This window comes from Actinomycetospora cinnamomea (genome assembly GCF_003096675.1).
Classification (GTDB): domain Bacteria; phylum Actinomycetota; class Actinomycetes; order Mycobacteriales; family Pseudonocardiaceae; genus Actinomycetospora; species Actinomycetospora cinnamomea.
The window spans coordinates 44,507-69,134 of sequence record NZ_QEKW01000017.1; the positions used below are offsets into that span (position 1 = coordinate 44,507).

Consider the following 24,628-nt stretch of genomic DNA (forward strand, 5'->3'; position numbering starts at 1 on the left):
TCCCTGCGTCCGCCCCCGTTCCTCGGGACGTCGTGGCTGGCGAGCTCCACAAGTTCTCGGACGGAGGGCTGCCCGCCGGCCCGGTCTCCCTCATCGTCCCGACCAAGAACGAGGCGGCGAACATCGCGTTCGTCCTGGAGCAGGTCCCGCCCTGCGTCGACGAGATCGTGCTCGTCGACGGTCACTCCACCGACGCGACCATCGTCACCGCTCGCTCTGCGCGACCCGACATCCGTGTCGTGCACCAGGAGGGCACCGGGAAGGGCGACGCGCTCCGGGCAGGCTTCCTCGCCGCCAAGGGCGACATCGTCGTGATGATCGACGCCGACGGCAGCATGGCTCCGCAGGAGATCCCGCACTACCTGTACTTCCTCGGCAACGGCTATGACTTCGTCAAGGGGTCGCGATTCATGGGCGGTGGCGGGTCCCGCGACATCACCTGGCTCCGCCGTACGGGTAACCGAGCCCTCCTGGGCATGGTCAACCACCTCCACCACGTCCTGCTCACCGACCTCTGCTACGGCTACGTCGCCTTCCACCGCCGCTATCTCGACTACCTCGATCTGAGTCGTCCCGGCTTCGAGGTCGAGACTCAGCTGACGCTGTCCGCGCTCCGTGCAGGTCTCCGGATCGCCGAGGTGCCGAGCTGGGAGATGCCCCGCCGGCACGGCGTCTCCAACCTGAAGACGTTCCGGGACGGCTCCCGGGTTCTGCGAACGGTGCTCCGCGACGTCGACTCGGGAATGAGCGGCCGCGTGCTGCAGGGACTCCGTCGGCAGCTCCACGCCACCCGCTCTGACGAGCTCGCGCCGCAGGTCAGGTCCGAGGTGGCCACGTGACGCAGCGCTCTCGGGGTCGCGCCACGGCAAGGCCCCGCCGGACGGTCCTCAGCGTCACGAGTGCGCTGGTCGCGCTCGTACTCGGCGTGTCAGTGGGCGCAGGTCACGATGGCCATTCGCTCGCGGTGATCCTCGTCGTCCTCCTGGTGCCGGCCGCCGCGGTGTGGGTGCCGACCCGCCGGCTCGAACCACTGCCTCGTGCCGTACTGACGCTCGGTGCGGTCCTGGTCCTCAACACCCTCGTCGCCGAGCTGATGCTCGCTGTCGGTGCCTGGTCGATCACGGGCGGTGTTGTGGTCGTGACCGGCGTCAGCGTCATGGTCTGGATCGGGCTGGAGATCGGCTCTGGGAGCGGGGAGCCGATCCGCAGCGCTTCGCCGGACGCCCTGTGCCTTCCGCCCTCAACGAAGGAGATGTCGTGACGCCTTCTGTCTCGGTGGTCATCTGCGCCTACACCGAGCAGCGTTGGGATGACGTCCTGGCCGCGGTCGCATCGGTGCAGGCGCAGAGCCTCGATCCGCACGAGCTGATCGTCGTGATCGACCACAATGCCGATCTGCACGCCCGACTCGCGCGGGCTCTGCCGGACGCCATCGTGATCGAGAACCAGGAGGCTCGCGGCCTTTCCGGAGGGAAGAACACCGGGGTCGCGGCCGCGACGGGTGAAGTCGTCGCGTTCCTCGACGACGACGCCGTCGCCGGACCGGAATGGCTGCGGACCTTCGCCGAGGGCTACGCCGATCCTGAGGTCTTCGGGGTCGGGGGGCTGACTTTGCCGTGGTGGGCCACCGAGCGGCCGCGCTGGTTCCCGGAGGAGTTCGACTGGGTGGTCGGGTGCACCTTCACCGGTCGTGACCCGGGCCGGGTGCGCAACCTCCTCGGCGGCAACGCTTCGTTCCGGCGCGTCGCGTTCGCCCTCGCCGGCGGGTTCCCGACGCACATCGGTCGTACCTCGGCTCGCGAGCGACCGCTGGGGTGCGAGGAGACCGAGTTCTGCATCCGTCTCGCCACCCGCCGGCCGGGAGCACGATTCGTCTACGACCCTCGGGCGGTCATCTGGCACCGCGTACCGGTGGCGCGGCAGGAGTTCCGTTATTTCCGCTCCCGCTGCTACGCCGAGGGACTTTCCAAGGCACTGGTCACACGCAGCGTCGGAGTCGCGAACGGTCTCTCGGTCGAGCGGCGCTACGCGACCGCAATCCTGGGTAGAGGCGTCGCTCGAGGGATGCTCGCCGCCTGGCGAGGTGACCCTGCGGGGCTGCGTCGCTCGGGCGCCATCACGGCGGGCTTGTTGTCCACCACGACCGGCTACGCCGTGGGGACCTTCCGCGGGCTGACGGCGGGAACGTCGAGGTGATCGCGCTGGTTCGTCCGGTACCGGTCCTCATGTACCACTCGGTGGCCCGACGTCCCACGGCCGGGACGCGGGCGCTGTCGGTGGATCCCAGGCACTTCGCCGAGCAGCTCGACCATCTTGAGCGCGAGGGGTTCACCACCATGACCCTCGAGGAACTCCGGTCCGCACGTCGTGAGGCGACGGAGATACCGGAGCGCCCGGTAGTCCTGACCTTTGACGACGGCTATGCCGACTTCCACGAAGTGGTGCTGCCGTTGCTCGCCGACCACGCGGCGACCGCAACCCTCTTCGTGACGACCGGTTGGGTGGCCGACGCCGGTCGCCAGGCGGCCGGTACACCCCTGGATCGCACCGTGAGCTGGAGCCAGGTCGACGAGTGCGCTGCCGCCGGGATCGAGATCGGTGCGCACAGCCACAGTCACGCCCAGCTCGACCAACTGGGCCACAGCGCCCTGCGCGACGAGCTGCGTCGCAGCAAGACCCTCCTGGAGGACAGGCTCGGCCGGGAGGTCCCGCACCTGGCCTATCCCTACGGCTACTCCAGCGCCCGCGTCCGTAGGGCCGTGTACGACGCCGGCTACCGGCAGGCTGCTTCGGTCGCGAACACCGCTGCCCGCGCCACCGCGAACCCGCTCGCGGTCCCCCGCCTGACGATCAAGCGCACCACCGACATCGGGACCTTCGCGCGTGTGGTGCGCGGTCAGCACCTACCCCGGATCTTCTGGCGGGAGCGGACGTTGACCGCCGGCTACTCGCTGGTGCGGCGATCCCGGTACCTCGCGACAGCTGTGCGTACATCGTGACCGGTATCGCGACACCGACGCCGGCTACACCGGCCGAGGAAGGAAGGGCTCGGTCGGCGGTCTGGATGAGCCGCCTACGCGCCCACCTGGCCGACCCCTACTCGCGCAACTCCTACCCGCTCGTGGTCAACGCCGCGATGACCGGCGTCCTCGGGCTCGTGTTCTGGTTCCTCGCCGCCCGGTTCTACGCCCCGGCCGATCTCGGGAGGGGTTCGGCCCTGGTCTCGGCGATGACTCTGTTGTCGACGGTGATCGGCATCAACATCATCGGCACCCTCAGCCGATACCTACCGACGAGCGGCCGGGGCACCGCCCGACTTGTGCTGGTCAGCTACGGGCTCAGCTCGCTCGCGGTCGGCGTGCTCGCCATCGGCTTCGTCGTGACCGTCGGTTGGTGGGGGCCCTCGTTCGACCTCCTCCGGGATCCACTCGCCGCCGTGTTCTTCGTGGTTGTGGCAGTCGCGGCCAACATCTTCACCGTCCAGGACGGGATGCTCGTCGGGCTTCGTTCCGCCGGGTGGGTCGCCGTCGAGAACACCGTGTTCGGACTGGTCAAGGCCGTGCTGCTCGTCGTGTTCGCCGCGTCGCTCCCCGCCGCCGGGGTCTACCTGTCCTGGGTGATCCCGATGGTGCTGCTCTGCGTCCCGGTGAACGCGCTCCTGTTCGGGCGCTGCATCCCGCGTCACGCTCGGGAATCGCCCGGGGGGACGACGTTGCCGAGCGCGGTCGAGGTCCGCCGCTTCTTCGCCGGTGACTTCGTCGGCGCCCTGTTCGGGTTCGGGGCGATCTACCTCGTCCCGGTCGTGGTCGCGACAGCCTTGGAACCGGCGACCTTCGCGGTGTTCTACGTCGCCTGGATGATCGCCGTCGTCCTCAACCTGGTGTCGAACAACCTGGCTCAATCGCTGACGGTGGAGGGCGTCTTCGACCACCAGCGACTACGCGGCTATGCACGTGCGGCCCTGCTCCGCTCGACGGTGATCCTCGGATCCGCCGCGTTGGTGCTCCTGGTAGCGGCACCGATCGTGACCCGGGTGCTCGGAGAGGACTACGCCTCCGCGGGCCCGCTGCTGCAGATGCTCGCCCTCGCGGCGCTGGCCCGCGCTGTCGTCGAGGTCTGGCTCGGCGTCCTGCGGGCCCTTGGCCGTGCCCGGTCGATAGCCATGTGGCAGATCGTCTCGGGAAGCACCGTGGTGGGTGCCGTCGTGGTCGGACTGTGGGCCGGTGGCGGCACACTCGGCCTCGGACTCGACCCAGTCACGGGCGTTGGTGTCCTGGTGCTCGTCAGTCAGAGCGCTGTTGCGCTCGCGGTCCTGCCCCGCCTCCTGCGCTTCCTCGCCCACCCCTCGCGTTCTGAACGGCGTCGGGATCGGCCGGCCCTGGTCGGACTGCAGGTCCGGCAACACGCGACCCTCGTGGACCTGGAGGTCCGCGAGCGGCCGGTGACGTCGCCGCCTGCCGGGAGCCGTCGCGCAGCGAAGTCGTCCCACGAAGGTGGACCGTGGTGGCGGGAGCATCCCGTCGCGCTGGTGACCACGGCGAGCGTGCTCGCCTTCGCGGCCTTCGTCGTACCGTTGTTCCGCGTCGACCTCGACGCCATGAACGGTTACGGCCTGATCTCGGTGCTTCCGGTCGTCTCGTCGATCGGTCTCGGCGCGCTCGTACTCTCCTTCGTCGCCGGTCTTGCTCTGGCTCGCCCGCCGCGCCTGATGCTCGCGGCGCAGCTCGTCGCCGTGACGTGCTGCCTGCACGGGGTGACGGCTGTACTCGAGCCGGTGCCGAGGTTCCCGACGGCCTACGTGCACCTCGGGTTCGTGGACCACATCTCGGCATTCGGGCTCGCCGCCCCCGGCACCGACGCCCGATTCAGCTGGCCGGGCTTCTTCGGGCTCGTCTCCTTCGTCTCTGGCGGGAGCGGTTGGCAGGCCCTCCTGCCGTTCGTGAGCCTGACGCCGCTGGTGAGTAACCTCCTCTACCTGCTCGTGCTCGGGATGATCCTGCAGTCGTTGCGGGCGAGCTGGCGGGCTAAGTGGTTCGCGGCACTGCTGTTCAGCATCCTGCAGTGGGTGGGCCAGGACTACTTCTCCCCACAGGGCTACACCTACCTGCTCTACCTGATCTTCATCGCGGTGCTCCTGAGATGGTTCCGGTCCAGCGCCGGCGATAGGGCGCTCGCGTCCCCACTGCAGGGCCCCAGCCACCGGACGCTCCCGCTCCGGGCACGAGCGGCGGACTGGGTGCGTGACCTGATTGGCAGGCCGACGATTGCGGGAGAGCACGCCCGGCGGCCCGCATCGGTGGCGATGCGCATCACTCTGCTCGCCTTCCTCGTCGCGCTCTTCCTGGCCGCCACCGTGAGCCACCAGCTGACCCCGTTCGTCATGGTCTTCGCCGCTGCCGCCCTGGTCCTCGCTCGGCGCCTCACGGTGACCAGCCTTCCGGTCCTGCTCGGGGTGCTGCTCCTCGCATGGGTCAGCTACATGGCGGCTCCGTACTGGGTCGGTCACCTCCACCAGATCGCGGGGGGAGCGGGCGATCTGTCGGGCAACCTCACCTCGAGCGTCGCTGCACGCGTCGGGGGTGCGTTTGAGCACTCGGTGGTCGTCGCGACTCGCATCGCTCTGACGGCCATCGTTTTCGCTCTGGCCATCGTCGGGCTGTGGCGCCGCCGACGGCGTGGGGTCGACGACCGTGTGATGGCGTTGCTCCTCGGCGTGCCGTTCCTCACGGTGCTCGTCCAGAGCTACGGCGGGGAGATCGGATTGCGCGTCTACCTGTTCGCGCTGGCCCCCGCCTGCATCCTGACCGCTTTCGTGCTCTTCCCCGAGACCGGCGACGGCGCCCGTGTCGACGTCGGAGCGAAGCCCGCCGCCGGGGGGGTCGTGTCCGGGTACGTCCGGACGCCCGTAGTGCGTTACCTGGCCGCCGCGCTGGCCGTCCTCGTACTGGTTCCTGCGTTCCTCCTCGCGCGCTACGGCAACGAGGCTTTCGAGCGCATCCGTCCGGGCGAGATTGCCGCGGCGCAGTTTGTTTACGACCGCCCTGGAGACGCGCAGATCCTCTACGCGATCGACAGCCTGACCCATGCCACGCCGGTGATGCCCGTCGGCTACACCGAACCGGTCGGGGTGCAGTACGCGGCGTTGGTCGCATCCGAGGACCCTCGTGATGTCACCGCCGTCGTGGCCGGGCTGCGGGAGTACGGCCGCGGCACGTACTTCATGACGACCCGGGGCGAGGAGCAGTACCTCGAGATCAACGCCGGATTCACTCCGGGCTGGGGACAGCGATTCCGGGAGGCACTGGCGACGGACCCGAACCTGGTGAAGGTGGCTGACACCGGCGACGCGCAGGTCTATGTCCTGCGGTCGGCGGATGCTCTACAGCCGATGGAACGTGAGCCCGAGGTGCTGGGAACGAGGATCTTCGCGACGCCATGGACGCCGATCGGAGCCTTCTTCCTGGTCGTGCTCGTCGTGGTGCTGGGTGCTCGTGAGGTGTGGACGTTGCGGCGCCCGAGCCAGGCACACCTGCGGTGGCCGTTGGCGCTGCTATGGGTGCCGTTGTCGGTGGCGGTGGGCGTGGTGGCGATCGAGCGCGTGCTCGTTCTCGTCTGGAGCACGGGTTGAGAAGCAGGCTTGACTTCCTAGGGAGCGAGAAGCGATGACGATGTCCGCAGGTGCGCGCCGGAATGCGCAACGCCGCCGAGAGCACGCGGAGGCTGTCCCGGACCACGATCCGGACGCTGTCCATCGCTTCAGGAGCCCCGACCAACCTCAACCCGGCCTTGGGAGAGCTGTGCGCACCACTACCCTTCCCGGCACCGACGTGCCCACGAGCGCACTCGGGCTCGGTACGGCGGAGCTGTTCCGGATGCCGTCCGCCACCGATCGTCTCAGAATGCTTTTCGAGGCCCACAACGTCGGCGTCCGCCACTTCGACACGGCACCCATGTACGGGCTCGGGCTCGCCGAGAGCGAGCTCGGGCGCTTCGCTCGTGGGCGCCGTGACCAGCTCACCATCGCCACCAAGTTCGGTATCGCTCCGACCCGTACGGGCCGTGCGCTCGGCCGGGTCCAGGGTCCGATCCGCCGGCTCCTGGCCGCGGCCCCCGCCCTACGGGAGCGCGCGCGCAGCAGTGCCACCGGTCCGGGGGTCGGCCCGGCCGGCTCATTGCTCTACGAGCGCTCCGGCTACGACGCGGCCGCTGCCCGGCGCAGCCTGGAGGCGAGTCTCCGTGCTCTCGCGACCGACTGTGTCGACCTGTACTTGCTGCACGAGCCGAGCGGCGACGACATGCGGTCGGCCGACGTGCGAGCGTGGCTGGAACACGCCCGCGACGCCGGCATGATCCGGGCTTGGGGTGTCGCGGGCGAACCCGACCTGGTCGGGCACGTCGTCGACGTCCTCGGGCCCGGCACGGTACGTCAGGTCCGGGAAGACCCGTTCCTGCGAGCGGGTGCGGTGCTCGACCCCACTCCGCGGGTGACCTTCGGCGCCCTCAGCCGCGCCATGCCCCGGCTGGTGAGCCTTCTCGGCGGCGGCTTGTGGCCGGACCTCCGTTGGGCCGACCTCGACCTCGACCCCGGCGACCGCGCCGGACTCGCACGGCTCCTTCTGCGCGACGCCCTGCGCGGCAACCCGGACGGCGTGCTGCTGCTCGGAACCACCGACCCCGGCCACCTCCGGGTCGCCGCGGAGGTCGCATCCATGAACCCGCGCAACTCGGCGCCGGACCTCGATGTCCTGGCCACCGCCCTGCGCACCCCAGCCCGCCGGAGGACGTGACATGTTGCTCGATGTCCCCGCGCTGCCGCACGGCAGCACCCTGTCCGCAGACGTCGCCATCGTCGGCGCCGGACCGGCCGGCATCGTCACAGCGCTTGAGCTCGGCGCCGCTGGCGTGGACGTGCTCCTCGTGGAGAGCGGCGCCACCACCTTCGACGCCGCCGCGCAACGTCTCGGCGACGCGGCGACGTACGACCCGGAGCGGCATGCCCCGCTGGCGCTCGCCACCCGCCGGCAGGTCGGGGGGACGTCGACGATCTGGGGCGGGCGGTGCGTGCCCTACGACCCTGTGGACTTCGACGATCGCGCGGTCACCGGCCTGGACGCCGCCGCCGGCTGGCCCCTGGACCACTCCGACATCGAGCCCTACTACGGCCGGGCGTGCGCCTGGCTGCGCTGTGGCCGACCGGTGTTCGACGTCGGCGCGGTACCCGGCGCCCCTGCGCAGCTCGTGCCCGGCCTCGTCGACGGGGACATCTGCTCCACCACTCTCGAACGCTGGTCGCTGCCATTGGACCTGGGGCTCGCCTATCGCGATGAGCTGCGCCGCTCTCGGACCGTGCGGCTCGCGCCCGGCCTGACCTGCACCCGGATCGTCTGCTTCCCCGGCTCCGGGCGTGCCGACCACCTGGAGTGCGCCAACCCCGGCGGGCGCCGCATCACCGTGCGGGCACGGAGGTTCGTCGTCGCGGGTGGCGGCCTGGGCGGAACGCGATTGCTGATGGCCTCCGAATCGCCCTTCGGCGGGAGGCTCGGGGACCACTCGGGCCACCTCGGTCGCTGGTACATGGCCCACATCGAAGGCATCGTCGCCGAGGCAGTCTTCACCACCCCCGCGTCCGCGACCGTCCAGGGGTTCGAGACCGACGTGGACGGTTCGTTCGTCCGGCGCCGAATCTCGTTCACCCGGGAGTTCCAGCACGCCCAAGGGCTGCCCAACATCGTCGCGTGGCTGGCCAACCCCGAACTGCCCGATCCGAGCCACCGCAGCGGTCCGCTGTCCGCGGTGTACCTCGCGCTGCGCTCGCCTCTGGGCCGGCTGCTGGCTCCCGACGCTCAGCGGCTGTGCCTGACGGGTGTCGACCTGCCCGGCACGCCCTACCGCGGAGCCCCACCCGGCCCGATCGGTCGCCACCTCGCCAACATCGTCCGCGAGCCACGGGCCACGGCCGAGCTCGTCGGCGACCTCGGGGTGCGTCGACTGTTGCGGCGTCCGGGCGGACCCCCCGGATTTTTTCCGCGGCGTCCGGACAACCGTTACCCCCTCCAGTATCACGGCGAGCACCTACCGCAGCGCGAGAGCCTCGTCGACCTGTCTCGCGAGCGCGACCCGTTGGGAATGCCGCGGTTGGACATCGACGTCCGCTTCTCCGACGCCGACGTCGAGGGCGTCGTGCGCGCCCACCGCTTCTGGGACGACCACCTGCGTGGCGCCGGCGTCGGCTACCTGAACTACCTCGACGAAGACGTGGCCGCCGGTGTGCGCCGCCAGCTCGGTGCTGGATTCCACCAATGCGGTACGACGCGGATGTCGGCGCGTCCGGAGGACGGCGTGGTCGACGCCGACCTCGCCGTGCACGGCGTGCCCAACGTCTTCGTCGCCAGCAGCTCGGCGTTCCCCACGTCGAGTCAGGCCAACAGCACATTCCTGATCGTGGCGATGGCCGTGCGGCTCGCTGCCCACTTGCGTCGACTTGGTGAAGCCACCGGCGGGCTCGAGGTCGACGCGGGCGCTCCGTCCGGGCAGGGAGCGGAACGGAGGCCCTGCCCGCAAGCTGCCGTACCTCGCGGCAACCGATGACGTGGGCGCCCACCGCTACGCCCCACCGCCTGCCGATCGGCCTCCGCCACCATCCGAAGTCACGATGTGTCGCGCGCCACCCAGCGCACCTCGTCTGGAGCGAGCGTGACGGTAGTGCCATCCACCGTTGCGGTCGCGGACTGATCTCCGACGTTCACCAGCACCACCATCCGGGGTGACGCGAGTGTGAACAGCGGGGGCGCGGTACCGAGTTCCTGGAGCGGCGTACCGGGCGGGAACCACTCGTTGAAGCTCTGGAGGACCGCGAGGAACGGCAGCGGTTGTCCGTCTGCTGTCCAGAGATCGGTGGGAGACGAGGCAGACGGGGCGGAGTTCCAGAACAACGCGGTGGCGACGTCACTCCGGACGAACTGCACTAGCGCGGCGGTGTTCATCGCGGTGCGCGTCGCAGGGGACCAGCCCGCTCCTCGTGGCTCGACGTACCATTCGGCCCACCAGAGCGGGAGGTCGACCCGCTGCCGAACCCATTCGCTCACCGCGGAGAGCTTGGCCAGCGCGGTGACCCGGTCGGGCGCGCCCTCCTCCACGGTCGCGATCCCGTCCACGACGACGAAGTCTGCTCCTCGCTTCTCCCGCGCCCAGGTGTCGAAGGCGTTGAGCGTGCGGGGATCGACCTGGCCCCAGGATCCCGCCAGCGAGGAGGGGCTGAGTGAGAGCCCCGGCGGCGGAGCGGCCATATCGAGATACGGCCCACCGATCTGGTTTGCCGGGTTGACCTGCTTCACCGCGTCGTAAACCGCGTTGTAGAGTTCGGTGTACGCCTCGCCGTCCCAGGTGTTGGTGCTCTCGTTGAAGAATCCCTTGAACTCGTTCCACACCATAAAGTGGCGGACATCCGGATATCGGCGGGCCACCTCGGCCGCCAGGTCGGCGAAGTCCTGATAATGTTCAGGGCTGGGCGCGACCTCCAGTCGGCTCCAGTCGGTCTCGCCCTCCTCGCCACCCTTCATCCAGTCCGGCGCGCAACACAGCGTGATGACCGGAATGCCGCCGCTGCGGCGGATGAAGCTCATCCTCCCGTCGAGGCTGGCGAAGTCGAACTCGCCGGGGGCGGGCTCGGGATTCCCGACCCCCCATCCCATGATGCTCTGGGCCTGGACCATCGGCCGGGCGGTGAGTTGCGCCGTCATCGACGCGATCGCCTCGGGCGTGCGCTGGTCGATACCCCATTGGGTGTGCGTCATCCCCCAGCCGAGTTCGTTTTGCTCGTCAGATCCGGCCGCGCTGGCACAGCCGACGAGGACGAGGACGAGGACGAGGAGCAGGGGCGTCGTGCTGGACGTTTTCATAGCGACAACGCCTCGTTGACACCGCTTCTGCCAATAACCCCGCCGCGGGCGGCGCATCTCCATCCAGGCCACCCCCGCCCAGGTGCGGGGGCACCTCCCCCGTCGCTCTTGAGATCGTAGTGGGACCGCCGGGTGCTACCTAGGAGCCTCGTCCTGAGTGCTGGTCCGGGTCGGGGCCTGCCGCAGCAGGGCCACCGCCTCCAGCTGCGAGCCCACGTCAAGCTTGGCCAACAGGGACCGGATCTGGCTGCGGACCGTCGGCATGCTGACCACGAAGTGCTCGGCGATCGCCGCGGCCCGCATCCCACCAGCGAGCAGCTCAAGGACCTCCCGTTCTCGGTGGCTGAGGCGGGAAAGTCGGCGGGAGAGCTCGCGCTCCTGCGCCTGGTACTGGAAGTGCCGCTCCAGCCAGTCCTGGTGCTCGGCTTCCGACATCACCGGGAGCCCACCGGCTGCGATGAGCACGGTACTCAGGAGCACGTCGAACGAGCGGGACTTCGGTACCGTCCCGATTGCGCCGGCGGCGATGGCCGAGGCCGTCCCGCGCTGGTCCATGCCGCCGCTCACCACCAGGACCTTCCACCCCGCGGCCCTCAACCCCTTCACCAGGTCAGCGCCGTGCACGTAGTGCCCGTCGGCGTCCCGGTCGAGGTCGAGATCCAGCACGACGAGCCCGACTCGGTCAGTGAGGGGCTCACTCACGAAGTCGTACACGTCGGCGACCGGGAGCTGCCGCGCATCCAGACCCTCGTTGCGCAGCGCCATCGTGAGGGTGGCGCTGAACAGTTCGTGATCATCGATGACCCGGACGGGGTATGGCTGGGGTGGCGCGGGTTCTTCCTCGATGACTCGGTGCATCACGACGCATCTTGGAGACGGGGCTGATGGACGGCCGGCACTGTGCCCGGCGCTGCCGGCAGGTCCACGACGACGAGGCAACCGGTCTCCCCCGGCTCCGGGGTGCTCAGGGTGATGGTGCCGTTCTCGGCGGCCAGCAGCCGGCGACAGACGTGCAGGCCTAGACCGAGTCCTCCTCGGGTCTCGTCGTGCACATTGGGCTCGAGCACGGCTTCCTCGGTTCCCGGGCGGAGCCCCGGCCCCCAGTCGCGGACCTGGATGACGACCCGGTCCTCGCAGCGTTCCGCCGTGACCCGCACCGGGCTCCCCGGCGCGTGCCGTTCCGCGTTCGCGAAGAGGTTGGTGAGGACCTGCGCAAGCAGGCTGGACGAGCCGAGGGCCCGTAGCCCGAGCGGCAGCTCCTCGTCGACCGCCATCCCGGCCGAGCGTCGAAGCGTGATCAACCCGTGCAGGACCGGGGCCACGGCGTACGAGCTCGGCCGGGCCTCGCCCTCGCGGCCGGTCGGTGTCTGGAGCAACTCGTCGAGCCGATCGAGTTCCGAGGCCATGACAGTGCTCAGTCGACCGCGGTCCGGGCAGCCGTCGCCGAGCAAGGTCGTCGCCCCGGCCAGCCCGGCCAGGCCGTTGCGGAGCTCGTGATCGCGCTCGGCGGCCCGGGCGAGCCGGGTCTCGGCCAGGCGGAGCTCCTCCTCCAGCGAGTCGTGCTGGTCCTCCAGCGAGCCGAGCGCCTGCCGCGCCAGACGGAGGGCCCCGTACAGCACCAGTGCGATCGCCGCCAGGCGGAGACCGGTCGAGGCCGCGGCGACGTCGACCACCGGCCAGTCGGACGGGGCCGCGTTTCCGACGCGCGCGACGCCGAGCAGCGCCAGGCCCACACCGACCACGGCGAGCCCCTGGTCCTGCCGATGCGCCGCTCGGCTCGCGATCGCGGCGCTCGCCCCGGTCCAGGTCAGCCCGACCCCCAGCGGAACCGGCACGAACGCGGCCACCGACGCGACGAAGGAGGGGAAGGCCGCGGCCACCGTGGCGCCCCCCAGGACCGTCAGAGCGGCAGCGATCAGCACGAGGCGGACCCGCGGGCGGGTCAGCGGAGGGGCGGCGACGGCTGCGGTCACGAGGAGCGCCGCCACGACGCCGTCGATGAGTACGCGTGCGGCGGCGACGGCCGGGGTGGGGTTCAGGGCTGCAACCATGAACGCGGGGACGGCGAGCAGCCCATAGGCGCCCAGGGCGACGCTGACCCATGCGACGCGGTGGTCCGACGTGAGGCGCGCGGCGAACACCGCCAGCATCGCGGCGGCGCCGCCGGAGCACGCTGCCAGCACGGCGAACACGAGCGTCACCTCGGTGGACGGCAGCCCGTCCTCCAGGACCCAGCCCGCCACCAGGAGGGCCGCGGCGCCCATCCCGAGAAGGAGTCCCCGCGGCAACCGGAGCCCGAGGCCTCCGAGGGGGACCGCCGCGGGTGCTCCGCCCGTGGCGTACTCGCCGAGGATCCACCACCTCTCGTGGCGTCGCTGCATCGCCCCTCCCCCCGAAACGGCGACATCGGGCAGGGTGAATCCCGCCCGGGCCGGCGACCACACCCCCGACGCTCGTTTGGACACGGCCCGACGGGCCGGGCCGGTACTCCGGGCGTGTCTTCGAGGGCTGCACGCTAGCAGCGCTGCGTGATCGAATGCGAGGTGCAGGTGCACTCGACGGCTGTCTTGTAGGTATCGAATGGGCCTAAAGTCACACAGGGTCAGCGCCCGTTTGGCCTACTGTGAGACACGAGGGCGATCTCGACACGGCTGAAGGGGGTACCGAGCAGATGCCGAGGGCACCCATCGGTCCGCTTGCGATCCGGAGCCCGCGGGGAGGGGCCGCGGCGATCACGGAGCCGTCGCGCGCAGTGTGAACGAGGTCCGGCGCCCGTCACGGGGCCCGTCGACGGCGTGGAGGGGGCGGTCGTCGGGGATCCCGCCCAGACCCCGACCGCGCAGGAGCACGAGGCTGCCGGCGTCGGCGTCGAACGCCTCCACGGTCGTGCCCTCGCGGTCGGCGCAGCGCCGCAGCCGCGCCGAGCCCTCGAGCGTGAGGATCGCGACGAGGTAGGCGTGTCGCCGGCCGTCGCGGTGGGCCGAGATGCCGGCACTACCGGGGGCGTAGCGCTGGATCGTCACCTCGTCGGGGTGCCAGCGGGCGAGCCCGTCGATCCCGGGGTGGCGGTGCACGGCGTCGACCACCGCCCGGTGCAGCGCGCGCATCGCCGGCCGCGTGGCCAGGTCGTCGGCGTGCAGGACGACGTGCTCGCCCTGCTGGCGCACCCGGTGCGGGCCCTCGACCGCCGGGAGCTCGACGTAGCGCTCGGCCTCGAGCTCGGCGAGCACGGCCTCGCGCCACGGCGCGGGGACCACGCCGGGCTCGTGCGCGGCGCCGTCGGCGGCCGCGCGGTGCAGCGCGGGGCCGAGATCGCGGGCGAGGGCGGCGGGAACGGTCATCACCCGTGACGTACCCGCTCGCGACACGCGCCCGTACGCGTCCACGGAGCGTCTTCGGTGATTTGCTGTGCACCGCCGTCGACGTGGGGAGTGAGCCATGGCCAGGAGCAGGGGCAGGGGAGTGTCGTTGGGGACGTTCCTCTACCTGATCATCGGGGTGGTGGTCGCGCTGTCCAACGGCTACTCGATCACCGACCTCTCGTCGCTCGTGTCGTTCCTGCTCGCGATGCTCCTGTGGCCGCTGGTGCTCCTCGGGATCGACCTGAACATCAACCTGGGGGCGTGAGGCTCACTCCGTCAGCAGCCGCACGATCGCCACGAGCCCGACGAGGACGATCACGACGCGCAGGACGGTCGGCGACAGCCGCCGGCCGATCCGCGCGCCGAGGAACCCGCCGAGGGTCGAGCTGACGGCGAGGATCGCGACGACGGGCCAGCTGATCGGCGCCACGACGGCGTAGACCGCGCCGGCCACGATGTTGACCACGGCCGCGAGCACGTTCTTGTAGCCGTTGAGGCGCTGCAGGGGCTCGTCGAGCAGCGACCCCATGACGCCGAGGAGCAGGATCCCCTGCGCCGCGGTGAAGTACCCGCCGTAGACGCCGACGAGGAAGATCAGCGGCAGGAGCGGCCAGGTGGGACGCGCGTGGGCCGGGGTCTCGCGCAGCCGGCGCGTCAGGCGCGGCTGCACCAGCACCAGCACCAGCGCGATCGCGACCAGGAACGGCACGATCGTCTCGAAGGCGTCCTCGGGCAACGAGAGCAGCAGCGCGGTGCCGCCGACCGCACCCAGCGCCGACATCACCGACCACCGGGCCAGCCGCCCGGCCGACCCCGCGATCTCGCCGCGGTAGCCGATCGCGCCGGTCACCGAGCCCGGGATCAGGCCGATCGCGTTCGACGTCGTCGCCGTGACCGGGGGGTAGCCCAGCGCCACGAGCACGGGGAAGGTCACGAGGGTGCCGGAGCCGACGACCGTGTTGATGGTCCCGGCCCACACGCCGGCGACCGCGATCAGCACCGCGTGCCACCAGGTCACCGGGGGACCCTAGGTCCGGGACGGCCCGGCGGCAGCGTCGTCCCCGTCACGCCTCCGCGCGCGGGCGGGCCGGCCGGCCCAGGACGGAGAGGGCGCCGGACGCCAGCAGTTCGCGCTCGGCCTCCTCGACCGCCGGCGCGAGACGGTCGTGCAGCGCGGCGCCCCGGGCGCCGGCCGTGACCAGCACCCGCCGGCGGTCGGACGGGTCGGCCTCGCGGTAGACCAGGCCGAGGGTCGTGAGGCGGTCGACGACCCGGGTCAGGGTCGAGTCGTCCAGGCATGTCTCCGCGACGAGCTCGCGCATCGCGCGCGGGCCGTGCACGGCGAGCCCGTGCAGCACGAGCCACTGCGCCAGCGACAGCCCCTCGGGGCCGGTGATCTCCTCGACGCGGCGGGACACCTCGTCGAGCGCGCGGGTGAGCACCGCGGCCAGCGACTCGCGCGCCATCTCGCCCCCTCCCGCCGGATCCCCGATCGGTGTGACGATAAGGGCTTCCCCGGACCTCCTCACCCCGGGAGCGCGATGGCGAACACGACCCCCGACCCGTGGCGGGTGGCGATGGTCGTGCCGCTGCGCGGTCCCGCGGGCCTCTTCGCGCCGTCGTGCGAGGCCGTCGCGGCGCTCGCGGTCGACGAGGTCAACGCGCGCGGCGGGATCCTCGGCCGCGAGGTCGTCGCCGAGATCGTCGACGGCGGCGACGAGCCGTGGCGCGTGGCCGCCGAGGTGCGGCGGCGGGTCGACACCGGCGCGGTCCAGGCCGTGAGCGGCTGGCACATCTCGTCGGTGCGCGAGGCCCTCGCGCCGGTGCTGGCCGGGCGCGTCCCCTACGCCTACCCCTCGCTCTACGAGGGCGGCGAGCTCCGTCCCGGGGTCTTCTGCTGCGGGGAGACTCCCGAGGTCCAGATCGCACCGGCCCTGCGCTGGCTGCGCGACGAGCTCGGCGTCCGGCGCTGGTTCGTCGTCGGTGACGACTACGTGTGGCCGCAGGTCTCGGCCCGCGCCGTGCGGGGGTTCGCCCACGAGCTCGGGCTCGACGTCGTCGGCGAGGCCTTCGTGACGCTCGGCGCGGTCGACCGCGACCGGCTGCTGGACCGTGTCGAGCGGGCGGCGTGCGACGGGGTGCTGATGCTGCTGGTCGGGCAGGACGCGGTGGAGGTCAACCGCGAGTTCGCCCGCCGCGGGCTGGACGACCGCCTCGTGCGGTTCAGCCCGCTGATGGAGGAGAACATGCTGCTGGCCAGCGGGCCCGACGCGACGGCGAACCTCTTCGTCGCCGCGTCGTACTTCCGTTCGATGGCCACGACCGGGGCGATGGACCTGTTGGGCGGCTACCTGGACAAGCACGGCCCGGCCGCGCCGGCGCTGTCGAGCGCGGCCGAGAGCTGCTACGAGGGCCTGCACACCCTCGCGGCGCTGGCGACGCGCGCGGGCACCGACCGTCTCGCCGCCTGGGACGCCGTCGTGGACGGCACGGCCTGGGAGGGCCCGCGCGGGACGGTCGAGTTCCGCGGGCGCCGGGCCCGCCAGCCCGTGCACCTCGCCGTCGCGGACGGCGTGGACTTCGACGTGCTCACGGCGCTGCCGAGCATCGTCCCTTGACGGGCACCTTCGGAACCATTCTCATATGAGAACGTTTTTCCGGGTCCGAGGAGATGAGCATGCCCGAGACCGTGTTCCGTGTGGACCAGTCGAAGTCGATGCGGGAGCAGGAGGTCCCCGGGCACAACCGGTGGCACCCCGACATCCCCGCCGCCGCGTCGGTCCGTCCCGGCGACGTGTTCCGCATCGAGTGCAAGGACTGGACCGACGGCCAGGTCCGCAACGACGACTCGGCCAACGACATCCGCGACATGGTCCTCGACCACAACCACATGCTCTCCGGCCCGATCCACGTCGAGGGCGCCGAGCCGGGCGACCTGCTCGTCGTCGACTACCTCGACCTCGGACCCGCGCAGTCCGGGACGGTCGCGGTCGGGAGCGAGCCGGGGGAGGGCTGGGGGTACACCGGCATCTTCGCCAAGGAGAACGGCGGCGGCTTCCTCACCGACCACTTCCCGCACGCAGGCAAGGTCATCTGGGACTTCCAGGGCATGTACGCCACCTCCCGGCACCTGCCCGGGGTGCGGATCGCGTCCAACGTGCACGCCGGGCTCGCCGGGTGCGCGCCGTCGGCCGACCTCCTGACCACGTGGAACCGCCGCGAGCAGGCGCTCATCGACACGAACCCGGGCCGGGTTCCGCCGCTGGCGCTGCCGCCGCTGCCGGACCACGCGCTGCTGGGCACGATGAGCGGCTCGGACCTCTCCGGCGCCGCGCGCGAAGCCGCACGCACCGTGCCCCCGCGCGAGCACGGCGGCAACGTCGACATCAAGAACCTCTCGATCGGCTCCCGGGTCCTCTACCCCGTGTACGTGCCCGGCGCGAAGTTCTCGATCGGCGACCTGCACTTCGCCCAGGGCGACGGCGAGATCAGCTTCTGCGGCGCGATGGAGATGGGCGGCTACGTCGACGTGCACGTCGACCTGATCAAGGACGGGGTGAACAAGTACAAGGCGGACATGCCGATCTTCCAGCCGGGTCGGCACGAGCCCCGCTACACCGAGTTCGTCTCGTTCATCGGCATCTCGGTCGACGAGGCCGGCGACCAGCACTACATGAACGCGACGATCGCCTACAAGCGCGCGTGCCTGTCCGCGATCGAGTACCTGAAGCAGTTCGGCTACACCGGCGAGCAGGCCTACCTCATCCTCTGCGCCGCGCCGATCGAGGGCCGCGTCAGCGGGATCGTCGACATCCCCAACGCCTGTTGCTCGCTCTACCTGCCCACCGGCATCTTCGACGTCGACATCCGCCCCACCGGCGACGGCCCGACGCTGGTCGACCGCGGCCAGTGCGCCCTGGCGGACTGAGGAGGACGCCCGTGCCCGCACCGACCGACCACGAACTCTTCTCCCTCGGCGACGTCGTCCTCCAGCACGGGGCGACGCTGCGGGACGCGAAGCTCGCCTACAAGACCTACGGGACGCTCAACGCCGAGAAGACGAACGCGATCGTCTACCCCACCTGGTACTCGGGTCGGCACTCCGACAACGAGTGGCTGATCGGGACGGACAAGGCGTTGAACCCCGACGAGTGGTTCATCATCGTGCCCAACATGCTCGGCAACGGGCTGTCCTCGTCGCCGAGCAACACGCCGCCGCCCTACGACCGCGCGCGCTTCCCGAACGTCACGTTCTACGACCAGGTGGAGTGCCAGCACCGGCTGGTCACCGAGCAGTTCGGGATCGAGACCCTGGCGCTGGTCACCGGCTGGTCGATGGGGGCGGGGCAGACCTACCAGTGGGCGGTCAGCCACCCGGAGATGGTGCAGCGGGCCGCGCCGTTCTGCGGCTCGAGCGTCACGAGCCCGCACAACCAGGTGTTCCTCGAGTCGATCACCGCGACGCTGCGGGCCGACGCCGCGTTCGCCGGGGGCTGGTACCGCGACGACGCGTGGCCGACGACGGGGCTGCGGGCGTTCGCGCGCGTCTACGCGGGCTGGGGGTTCTCGCAGGCGTTCTACTGGCAGGAGGAGTGGCGCAAGCTCGGCGCCTCGTCGCTGGAGGACTTCCTCATCGCCTTCTGGGAGGGTTTCTGGCTCGACGAGCGCGACCCGAACAACCTCCTCGCCATGGCGTGGACGTGGTGCCACGGCGACGTCGGCAGGACGCCCGGCTTCGACGGGGACACCGTGGCCGCGCTCGCCTCGATCCGCTGCCCGGTGCTCGCGATGCCGGCGGAGAAGGACCTGTACTTCCCGCCCGAGGACGAGCAGTGGGCGGCGCAGCACGTCCCGCGGGGCGAGGTCCGCGTCATCCCGGGGATCTGGGGCCACTTCGCCGGCGGCGGGATGAACCCCGACGACACGGCGTTCATCGACCAGGGCATCCGCGACGTGCTGGCCATGGACCCCTGATGGCCACCCGCTGGAACGCGGGGAACCATGGCGCGGGTGAGCGACACCGAGACGCCCGTCCTGCGATGGGGTCGACTGCGCCTGGACGTGGAGCCCGGCGTCTACGGGACGGTCGTGCTGATGACCGTGCTGGTCGTCGCGCTCGACGACGGCGTCGAGGACTTCCCCGAGGCCGCGCAGGTGATCGTCGGTCCCCTCGTCGCGACGTTCGCGGCGCACCTGTTCGCCGCCGTGCTCGCGCGCTTCGGCCGGCGCTCGGCGCCGTCGCGGGCCGAGATCCGGCACCTCGTCGCGTCCGCCGCCCAGTTCCTCCTGCTCGGCGTCGTCCCGCTGCTCGTCGTGGCGGTCGGCGCCGCGAGCGGGCTCTACACCCCCGACGGCGCGGCCGAGGCGATCCTCGGGCTCGGGCTCGCGTTCCTCGTCCTCGTGGGCGGGATCGGCGGGTGGCGCACGGGCCGGGGAGCCGGCGCCGCGGTCCTGGGTGCTCTCGCCGCCGGCGTCCTCGGGCTGGTGGTCCTCCTGCTGCGCCTCGTGCTGGAGCACTGGTGACCGACCGGGCGTGACGTGGACGACGGATGGCGCCCCGGGGAACGATGCGCGTCCCGTGCGCGTCTACCCAGCATGGCCTTTTCCGCGCGTCGCGTCCTGCTGGCGTCCCTCCTCGTGGTCGCCGCGGTGATCTGGGTGCGGATCAACAAGCCCGTCGAGGGCCGCACGCTGCTCGAGCTGACCTCGAACCACGGCGTGACCACGGCCGACCTGCTCTCGCTCGTCGCCCTCGCGATGGCCGTGGTGATCGCGTGGCCGTCGCGGTCGGCGCCGCAGCCGCCACGGGTGCCGGTCGACGGGCGAAGGGCTCCCGGACCGGGCTATGCACAAGATCGCACCGAGACGTACGCCCGCGGCCAGGCCCATCCCTCGTCGGCCCCGAGGAGATCATGGTCATAGGTCCCGGGCGTCCTCTCGGCGACGACCGCGCGGACCACCCCGCGCGTCGCTCGGGCCCGGTGCCGAACCGGCGACGGCGGTTGTCCCGGTGCCGCCGGAGGCGATGAGGTGAGCGGGTGACGACACCACAGGACGAGCGGATCTGGCTGGTCACCGGGACGAGCACCGGGTTCGGCCGGGCGATCGCCCGGGCCGTGCTGGCGCGGGGCGACCGGCTCGTCGCGACGGCACGGCGCGTCGACGACGTCGCCGACCTGCTCGCCGACGCGCCGGACCGCGTGCGCACCGCCCCGCTCGACGTCACCGATCCCGCCGCGGTGCAGGCCGCGGTCGACCTGGCGGTGCGGGAGTTCGGCCGGATCGACGTCGTGGTCAACAACGCCGGCTACGGCAGCCGCGGGGCGTTCGAGGAGTTCACCGACGCGCAGGTCCGCGACCAGTTCGAGGTGAACGTCTTCGGCGCCTTCGCCGTCACGCGCGCCGTGCTGCCGGTGATGCGCGCGCAGGGCTCGGGCCACGTCGTCCAGATGTCGTCGCTCGCGGGGGTGCGCTCGGCGCTCGGCGGTTCGATCTACTCGGCCACCAAGTTCGCGCTCGAGGGCATGTCCGAGGGGCTCGCGGCCGAGGTCGCCGACCTCGGCATCCGGATCACGATGATCGAGCCCGGCCCGTTCCGCACCGACTTCGCCGGGCGCTCGCCCGCCCGCGCCGAGCCGATGGCCGCCTACTCCGAGGTGCTCGACGCCTCGCGGGCGAAGTTCGCGGCGCTGCACGGCACGCAGCCGGGCGACCCCGAGCGCGCCGCGGAGGTCGTGGTGGGCGTCGTCGACCTCGACGACCCGCCGCTGCGCCTGCCCCTCGGCCCCTCCGCGTTCGACAGCATCCGGTCGACCCTGCGGGCCCGCCTCGCCGAGCTCGACGCCGTCGAACCCCTCGGCCGCGACACCGACTACCCGGCGCCCGCCGTCAGCTGACCCCGCCCGGAGCGCGGAACCACCGCCCCGACCGCGTCCCCTCCAGCCGCTCGAGCCCCGCGTCGGCGAACCACGGCCGCGCCCGCTCCGCGGTGACGACCACCCGTCGCCGGGCGACGGCGCGGGCCAGCTCGATCCACGTCGGCGTGAGCGGGGTGGGGACGGTGTGCTCGCGGGCCAGGGCGAAGCCGTGGTCGCTGGCCCGGGGGTCGGTGAACATCGGGTCGAGCAGGACGACGTCGACGTGCTCGCCGGCCGCGGCCATGGCCGTGAGCACCTGCCGGGAGTCGCCGTGCCGGACGCGCACCGGCGCCGAGCCGGGACGCGGGACCGGTCCGGCGAAACCCGCGTCGGCGAGGACCGCGAGGACGAGGTCGGCCTCGATCCCGAACACCTGCCCGCCGGCCCCGACCGCCCACGCCGCGACGAGGGCGTCGCGCCCGAGGCCGAGCGTGGCGTCGAGCACCCGGTCACCGGGGCGCAGCTCGCCGGCGCGGACGAGGGGGTCGGTGCCGCCGTGGCGGACCGTGCGCAGCCGCTTCGCCGCCGTGCCCTGGTGGAACGACAGGCGCCCGCGCGCCGACTCGGCCACCAGCCCCTCGGACGTGCACACCAGCGCCGTCGCCGCCGATCCCCGCGCCGCCGCGACCGACCCGCGGTGCCGCTCGACGACGGGCAGCCCCCAGCGCGCGCCGAGCCGGTGGGCCTCGGCCCGCAGCGCGTACGACGGGGACTTGCTCGTGGTGACGACGGCCGGGACGGGTCGTGTGCCGTCGCCGGTGCGGGGGGCGGCGCCGGCGAGGGTCATGGTCCCCAGTGTGCTCGGCGCTGCCCGTCGACGACGCCCGGTGGCGGCGCCCCGCCGGCGCTGACACCGTGACGCGGTGGTCGGGACGGGGCGCAGGGCACGGCACGCGGTGGTCGTGCTGGCGGTGCTCGCGGGCCTCGCCGCAGGGTGCTCCACGGAGTACACGGAGGGCACGTCGGCGCCGCCCGCGCGTCCGGACACCTCCCTCGATGCCGCGCGCACCAAGCTCCGCCTGGTCCAGCAGGACCCCTGCTACACGTCCCGGGACCTCGCGCAGCAGTGGCCGGTGTGCGGGCGCTGGGAGGAGGAGGTCCGCACCACCGCGAGCGCGGCGGCCGACGCCCGGCCCGGTGACCGTGAGATCACCGACCCGGCCGCCGCGGTGGAGGCCGGACACGCGGCGTTCGTCCGCGCCGGCTGCCGCGCCGGCGCGAGCGCCGACCCCGGCGCGTGCGTCACGGCGCTCGCCGAGACCCGCACCGCGGTCACCCGCCTCGCCACCGGGATCGCCTCGGCGGGCTGAGCACGCGGGGTCCGGTCGACGCATCGGCTCGGTCGGCGCAGGATGGGGACATGGCTGAGGTGGAGGTCGCCGGGGTGGGTCAGGAGCAGGGCAGCGAGGACCCGATCCTGCTGCTGCGCGAGCGCGACGGCTCGCGGCGCTACCTGGCCATCTGGATCGGGGCGCCCGAGGCCACCGCGCTCGCGGCGGCGGAGGTCGCCGCGACGCTGCCGCGCCCGCTCACCCACCGGCTGCTGCTCGACGCCGTCGAGGCGTTCGGGGCGCAGCTCGTGCGCGTGCGGCTCACGGCCGTGGTCGAGGGGCAGTTCCACGCCGAGCTCGACCTGACGACGGCCGACGGCGGCACCCGCACGGTGTCGGCGCGGGCCAGCGACGCGGTCACCCTCGCCGTGCACCAGGGCTGCCCCATCGACGCGTCCGACGACGTGCTCGCCGACGCGGCCCTGCCCGCCGGTGCCGTCGCCACGGTCGGCGGTCCGGACGACGAGACCGAGGACGTGACGGCTGCGTCGACGGACGTCGAGGACGAGATCGAGCGCCTGCGCCGCGAGCTCGCCGAGGCCACGCCCGACGACTTCCGCGCCGAGGACGAGTAGCCCGCTCCTCGGCCGGTGGAGCGGTCGGAGCCGCTCGCCCCGACCGAGGGTGCGTCGACGGTGTCCCGAGGACACGGGTTCGCCGGCGCCGGGCCGCGGACCGCGGCGCGCCGGGCAAACGGGTGACAACGAGATCGTCGTCTGGTCCCTCGGTCGTGTGCTCGTGACACTTCGTGTGTGGCATTCGGGCGCGGCGGGAGGACGGCGTCCACCGGACGTGTCTGCCGGGTCGCGGCGACCGGACCCGACGTCGTGGGCGTGCACGACCCGGAGGCCACCGCGCCCTACGCCGCTCGCCCGGTCGACGCCGCGCTCGAGGACGCGTTCGGCGTCGAGCGACCGCTGGTGGTCGTGGCCGGCGAGCGGCTGGCCGGGACGTCGCGAGCGGTGCACCGCGCGCTGCGCCGGATGCTCGGGGACCGCCTGCTCGTGCCGATCACCGAGCCGCACGCCGCCGACCTGGCGGACGTGCTGCGCCGGGCGCGGACCGTCGCGGACCGGTCGGGCCCGGTCGTGGTGCTCGCCGACGACGCCCCGCCCGCGCTGCTGGACCAGGTCGGCGCCGAGGTCGTCGAGGGCCTGGGCACCCGCGTCCGGCTCGTGCTCACCACCCGGCGGGTCTTCCTCGACGCCCACCTCGCCGCGCCGACGCGTGCGCTGCTCGAGAGCGCGCTGGTGGAGGTCCCGACCGACGACGACGGGCCGATCGGCGAGCGGGTGCGTCCCGTCGACCGCGCCCGCGCCGTGCTCGAACCGGACGGGCGGCCGTCGCCGGCGCTCGCCGTGCTGCGCACGGTCGTGGACTGGGAGCGGCTCGGCGTCGGGCTCCCGCTGACCCCACGGCTGCTGGTCGACCTGGCGGCCGTGCACCTCGACGGGCCGGGGGCCCGGCGGCCCCGCCGGCGGGCGCTGCGGCGGGCGACGCGCCACCTGCTGCGTCCCCACCAGGGCGGCCTGCGGGTGCTGCGGGTGGCGCGGCGCGCCGGCGGCGAGCACCTCGTCGCCGACCGGCTCTTCTCCCACCTCGCCGACCGCGACCCGGCCGGGTGGACGGTGTCCGAGGGGTTCGCCGGCGCGCTGTGGCACCACCTCGCCCCCGCCGAGCGGGCCCGCGTCGCGCGGGTGGCCCTGGCCCGCGGCGACGACCAGGTGGCCCTGTGGCTGGCCACGCAGGTCCCGCCCGACGACCTCGAGCCGGAGGCGCTCTACCGGCTCGGCGTCGCCCTCGCGGCACGCTCCGCCGCCCACACCCCCGAGCCGGGCCGGTGGGACGGGGGCGCGCTGCGCTGGCTGGCCGCGGCGCTCGACCGCGCCGATCCCGACCTCGTGCGGCGCGCCCACCGCCAGATCCTGCTCCTCGAGGCCCGGCGGGAGCTCCGGGAGCACCGTGCCACGCTGCCGCACGCGCGCACGCCGGGGGACGACCGGGACACCCCGTCGCCGCACGGGGCCGCCGCCCCGTGACAGGACGCGCCGGCGCGACCGGCTGCGGTCCGGGCGGATCCGGTCTTTGGGCGAACCTCCAAAGGCGGGAGCACGCCGCCT

24 protein-coding genes are annotated in these 24,628 nt (G+C 72.4%); 17 read left to right on the plus strand and 7 right to left on the minus strand.

The features are described 5' to 3' along the window. The first annotated feature begins 32 nt into the window (after window positions 1–32). The 7 genes from C8D89_RS23575 to C8D89_RS23605 all read left to right on the plus strand — a co-directional run bounded on the left by C8D89_RS23575 (window position 33) and on the right by C8D89_RS23605 (window position 9,588). Window positions 33–839 carry a glycosyltransferase family 2 protein gene (locus C8D89_RS23575; protein ID WP_243418329.1) on the plus strand — a complete coding sequence of 269 codons (807 nt, stop codon included), beginning with the start codon at window positions 33–35 and terminating at the stop codon, window positions 837–839. Beyond that, the gene (locus C8D89_RS23580; RefSeq protein ID WP_116710582.1) at window positions 836–1,261 is read left to right on the plus strand and encodes a hypothetical protein; all 426 of its coding nucleotides are present in this window, start codon (window positions 836–838) and stop codon (window positions 1,259–1,261) included. The genes C8D89_RS23575 and C8D89_RS23580 overlap by 4 nt, the downstream gene beginning before the upstream one ends. Beyond that, entirely contained in the window at window positions 1,228–2,196 is a 969-nt protein-coding gene (locus tag C8D89_RS23585; RefSeq protein ID WP_116710583.1) for a glycosyltransferase family 2 protein, read from the plus strand. Before C8D89_RS23580 ends, C8D89_RS23585 begins: the two co-directional genes overlap by 34 nt. After that, on the plus strand, window positions 2,193–2,999 hold the full coding sequence (locus C8D89_RS23590; protein WP_207787387.1) for a polysaccharide deacetylase family protein: 807 nt from the start codon (window positions 2,193–2,195) through the stop codon (window positions 2,997–2,999). The genes C8D89_RS23585 and C8D89_RS23590 overlap by 4 nt, the downstream gene beginning before the upstream one ends. A gap of 137 nt (window positions 3,000–3,136) precedes the next feature. Continuing rightward, the gene (locus C8D89_RS23595; RefSeq protein WP_207787388.1) at window positions 3,137–6,628 is read left to right on the plus strand and encodes a lipopolysaccharide biosynthesis protein; all 3,492 of its coding nucleotides are present in this window, start codon (window positions 3,137–3,139) and stop codon (window positions 6,626–6,628) included. A gap of 34 nt (window positions 6,629–6,662) precedes the next feature. Then, window positions 6,663–7,787, plus strand: a complete 1,125-nt coding sequence (locus tag C8D89_RS23600) for an aldo/keto reductase (protein WP_116710585.1) — start codon at window positions 6,663–6,665, stop codon at window positions 7,785–7,787. 1 nt (window position 7,788) lies between these two features. Continuing rightward, complete coding sequence (locus C8D89_RS23605; RefSeq protein ID WP_116710586.1) at window positions 7,789–9,588, plus strand: GMC oxidoreductase; 1,800 nt, start codon at window positions 7,789–7,791, stop codon at window positions 9,586–9,588. 59 nt (window positions 9,589–9,647) lie between these two features. Here the strand turns inward: C8D89_RS23605 and C8D89_RS23610 are convergent, their stop codons facing one another. The 4 genes from C8D89_RS23610 to C8D89_RS23625 all read right to left on the minus strand — a co-directional run bounded on the left by C8D89_RS23610 (window position 9,648) and on the right by C8D89_RS23625 (window position 14,239). After that, entirely contained in the window at window positions 9,648–10,898 is a 1,251-nt protein-coding gene (locus tag C8D89_RS23610) for a GH39 family glycosyl hydrolase (protein WP_116710587.1), read from the minus strand. A gap of 135 nt (window positions 10,899–11,033) precedes the next feature. After that, the gene (locus C8D89_RS23615) at window positions 11,034–11,756 is read right to left on the minus strand and encodes a LuxR C-terminal-related transcriptional regulator (RefSeq protein ID WP_133252039.1); all 723 of its coding nucleotides are present in this window, start codon (window positions 11,754–11,756) and stop codon (window positions 11,034–11,036) included. Then, complete coding sequence (locus tag C8D89_RS30860; RefSeq protein ID WP_116710589.1) at window positions 11,756–13,279, minus strand: sensor histidine kinase; 1,524 nt, start codon at window positions 13,277–13,279, stop codon at window positions 11,756–11,758. The genes C8D89_RS23615 and C8D89_RS30860 overlap by 1 nt, the downstream gene beginning before the upstream one ends. Before the next feature lie 351 nt (window positions 13,280–13,630). Continuing rightward, window positions 13,631–14,239 carry a hypothetical protein gene (locus C8D89_RS23625; RefSeq protein ID WP_133252040.1) on the minus strand — a complete coding sequence of 203 codons (609 nt, stop codon included), beginning with the start codon at window positions 14,237–14,239 and terminating at the stop codon, window positions 13,631–13,633. A 97-nt stretch (window positions 14,240–14,336) separates the two neighbouring features. On the opposite strand from C8D89_RS23625, the gene C8D89_RS23630 reads away from it, so the two are divergent. Then, window positions 14,337–14,525, plus strand: a complete 189-nt coding sequence (locus tag C8D89_RS23630) for a hypothetical protein (protein ID WP_116710591.1) — start codon at window positions 14,337–14,339, stop codon at window positions 14,523–14,525. Window positions 14,526–14,528: 3 nt separating this feature from the next. On the opposite strand, the gene C8D89_RS23635 is transcribed toward C8D89_RS23630, so the two are convergent. Both C8D89_RS23635 and C8D89_RS23640 read right to left on the minus strand, forming a co-directional pair. Beyond that, the gene (locus C8D89_RS23635) at window positions 14,529–15,278 is read right to left on the minus strand and encodes a sulfite exporter TauE/SafE family protein (protein WP_116710592.1); all 750 of its coding nucleotides are present in this window, start codon (window positions 15,276–15,278) and stop codon (window positions 14,529–14,531) included. A 46-nt stretch (window positions 15,279–15,324) separates the two neighbouring features. Continuing rightward, window positions 15,325–15,726, minus strand: coding sequence for a MarR family transcriptional regulator (locus C8D89_RS23640; protein ID WP_116710593.1), 402 nt, complete (start codon window positions 15,724–15,726; stop codon window positions 15,325–15,327). 75 nt (window positions 15,727–15,801) lie between these two features. On the opposite strand from C8D89_RS23640, the gene C8D89_RS23645 reads away from it, so the two are divergent. From C8D89_RS23645 to C8D89_RS23670, 6 genes are all read left to right on the plus strand, one after another. Next, window positions 15,802–16,878: a substrate-binding domain-containing protein gene (locus C8D89_RS23645; protein WP_243418330.1), complete on the plus strand. Its 1,077-nt coding sequence runs from the start codon at window positions 15,802–15,804 to the stop codon at window positions 16,876–16,878. A gap of 59 nt (window positions 16,879–16,937) precedes the next feature. Then, the gene (gene fmdA, locus C8D89_RS23650; RefSeq protein ID WP_116710594.1) at window positions 16,938–18,188 is read left to right on the plus strand and encodes a formamidase; all 1,251 of its coding nucleotides are present in this window, start codon (window positions 16,938–16,940) and stop codon (window positions 18,186–18,188) included. 11 nt (window positions 18,189–18,199) lie between these two features. Further along, window positions 18,200–19,234 (plus strand): alpha/beta fold hydrolase, encoded by a 1,035-nt coding sequence (locus C8D89_RS23655; RefSeq protein ID WP_116710595.1) that lies wholly within the window; start codon window positions 18,200–18,202, stop codon window positions 19,232–19,234. A gap of 36 nt (window positions 19,235–19,270) precedes the next feature. Then, window positions 19,271–19,783 carry a hypothetical protein gene (locus tag C8D89_RS23660; RefSeq protein WP_133252041.1) on the plus strand — a complete coding sequence of 171 codons (513 nt, stop codon included), beginning with the start codon at window positions 19,271–19,273 and terminating at the stop codon, window positions 19,781–19,783. A 72-nt stretch (window positions 19,784–19,855) separates the two neighbouring features. Next, window positions 19,856–20,182, plus strand: a complete 327-nt coding sequence (locus C8D89_RS23665; RefSeq protein ID WP_116710597.1) for a hypothetical protein — start codon at window positions 19,856–19,858, stop codon at window positions 20,180–20,182. A gap of 116 nt (window positions 20,183–20,298) precedes the next feature. Then, the gene (locus tag C8D89_RS23670) at window positions 20,299–21,156 is read left to right on the plus strand and encodes an oxidoreductase (protein ID WP_116710598.1); all 858 of its coding nucleotides are present in this window, start codon (window positions 20,299–20,301) and stop codon (window positions 21,154–21,156) included. Here C8D89_RS23670 and C8D89_RS23675 read toward each other — a convergent pair. After that, entirely contained in the window at window positions 21,149–21,964 is an 816-nt protein-coding gene (locus C8D89_RS23675) for a class I SAM-dependent methyltransferase (RefSeq protein ID WP_116710599.1), read from the minus strand. The two genes, C8D89_RS23670 and C8D89_RS23675, sit on opposite strands and share 8 nt — an antisense overlap. A gap of 76 nt (window positions 21,965–22,040) precedes the next feature. On the opposite strand from C8D89_RS23675, the gene C8D89_RS23680 reads away from it, so the two are divergent. The 3 genes from C8D89_RS23680 to C8D89_RS23690 all read left to right on the plus strand — a co-directional run bounded on the left by C8D89_RS23680 (window position 22,041) and on the right by C8D89_RS23690 (window position 24,547). Next, the gene (locus C8D89_RS23680) at window positions 22,041–22,487 is read left to right on the plus strand and encodes a hypothetical protein (protein ID WP_133252042.1); all 447 of its coding nucleotides are present in this window, start codon (window positions 22,041–22,043) and stop codon (window positions 22,485–22,487) included. Between the two features lie 50 nt (window positions 22,488–22,537). Next, complete coding sequence (locus C8D89_RS23685) at window positions 22,538–23,083, plus strand: bifunctional nuclease family protein (protein ID WP_116710601.1); 546 nt, start codon at window positions 22,538–22,540, stop codon at window positions 23,081–23,083. A 177-nt stretch (window positions 23,084–23,260) separates the two neighbouring features. After that, complete coding sequence (locus tag C8D89_RS23690; protein ID WP_133252043.1) at window positions 23,261–24,547, plus strand: hypothetical protein; 1,287 nt, start codon at window positions 23,261–23,263, stop codon at window positions 24,545–24,547. Window positions 24,548–24,628: the final 81 nt, after the last annotated feature.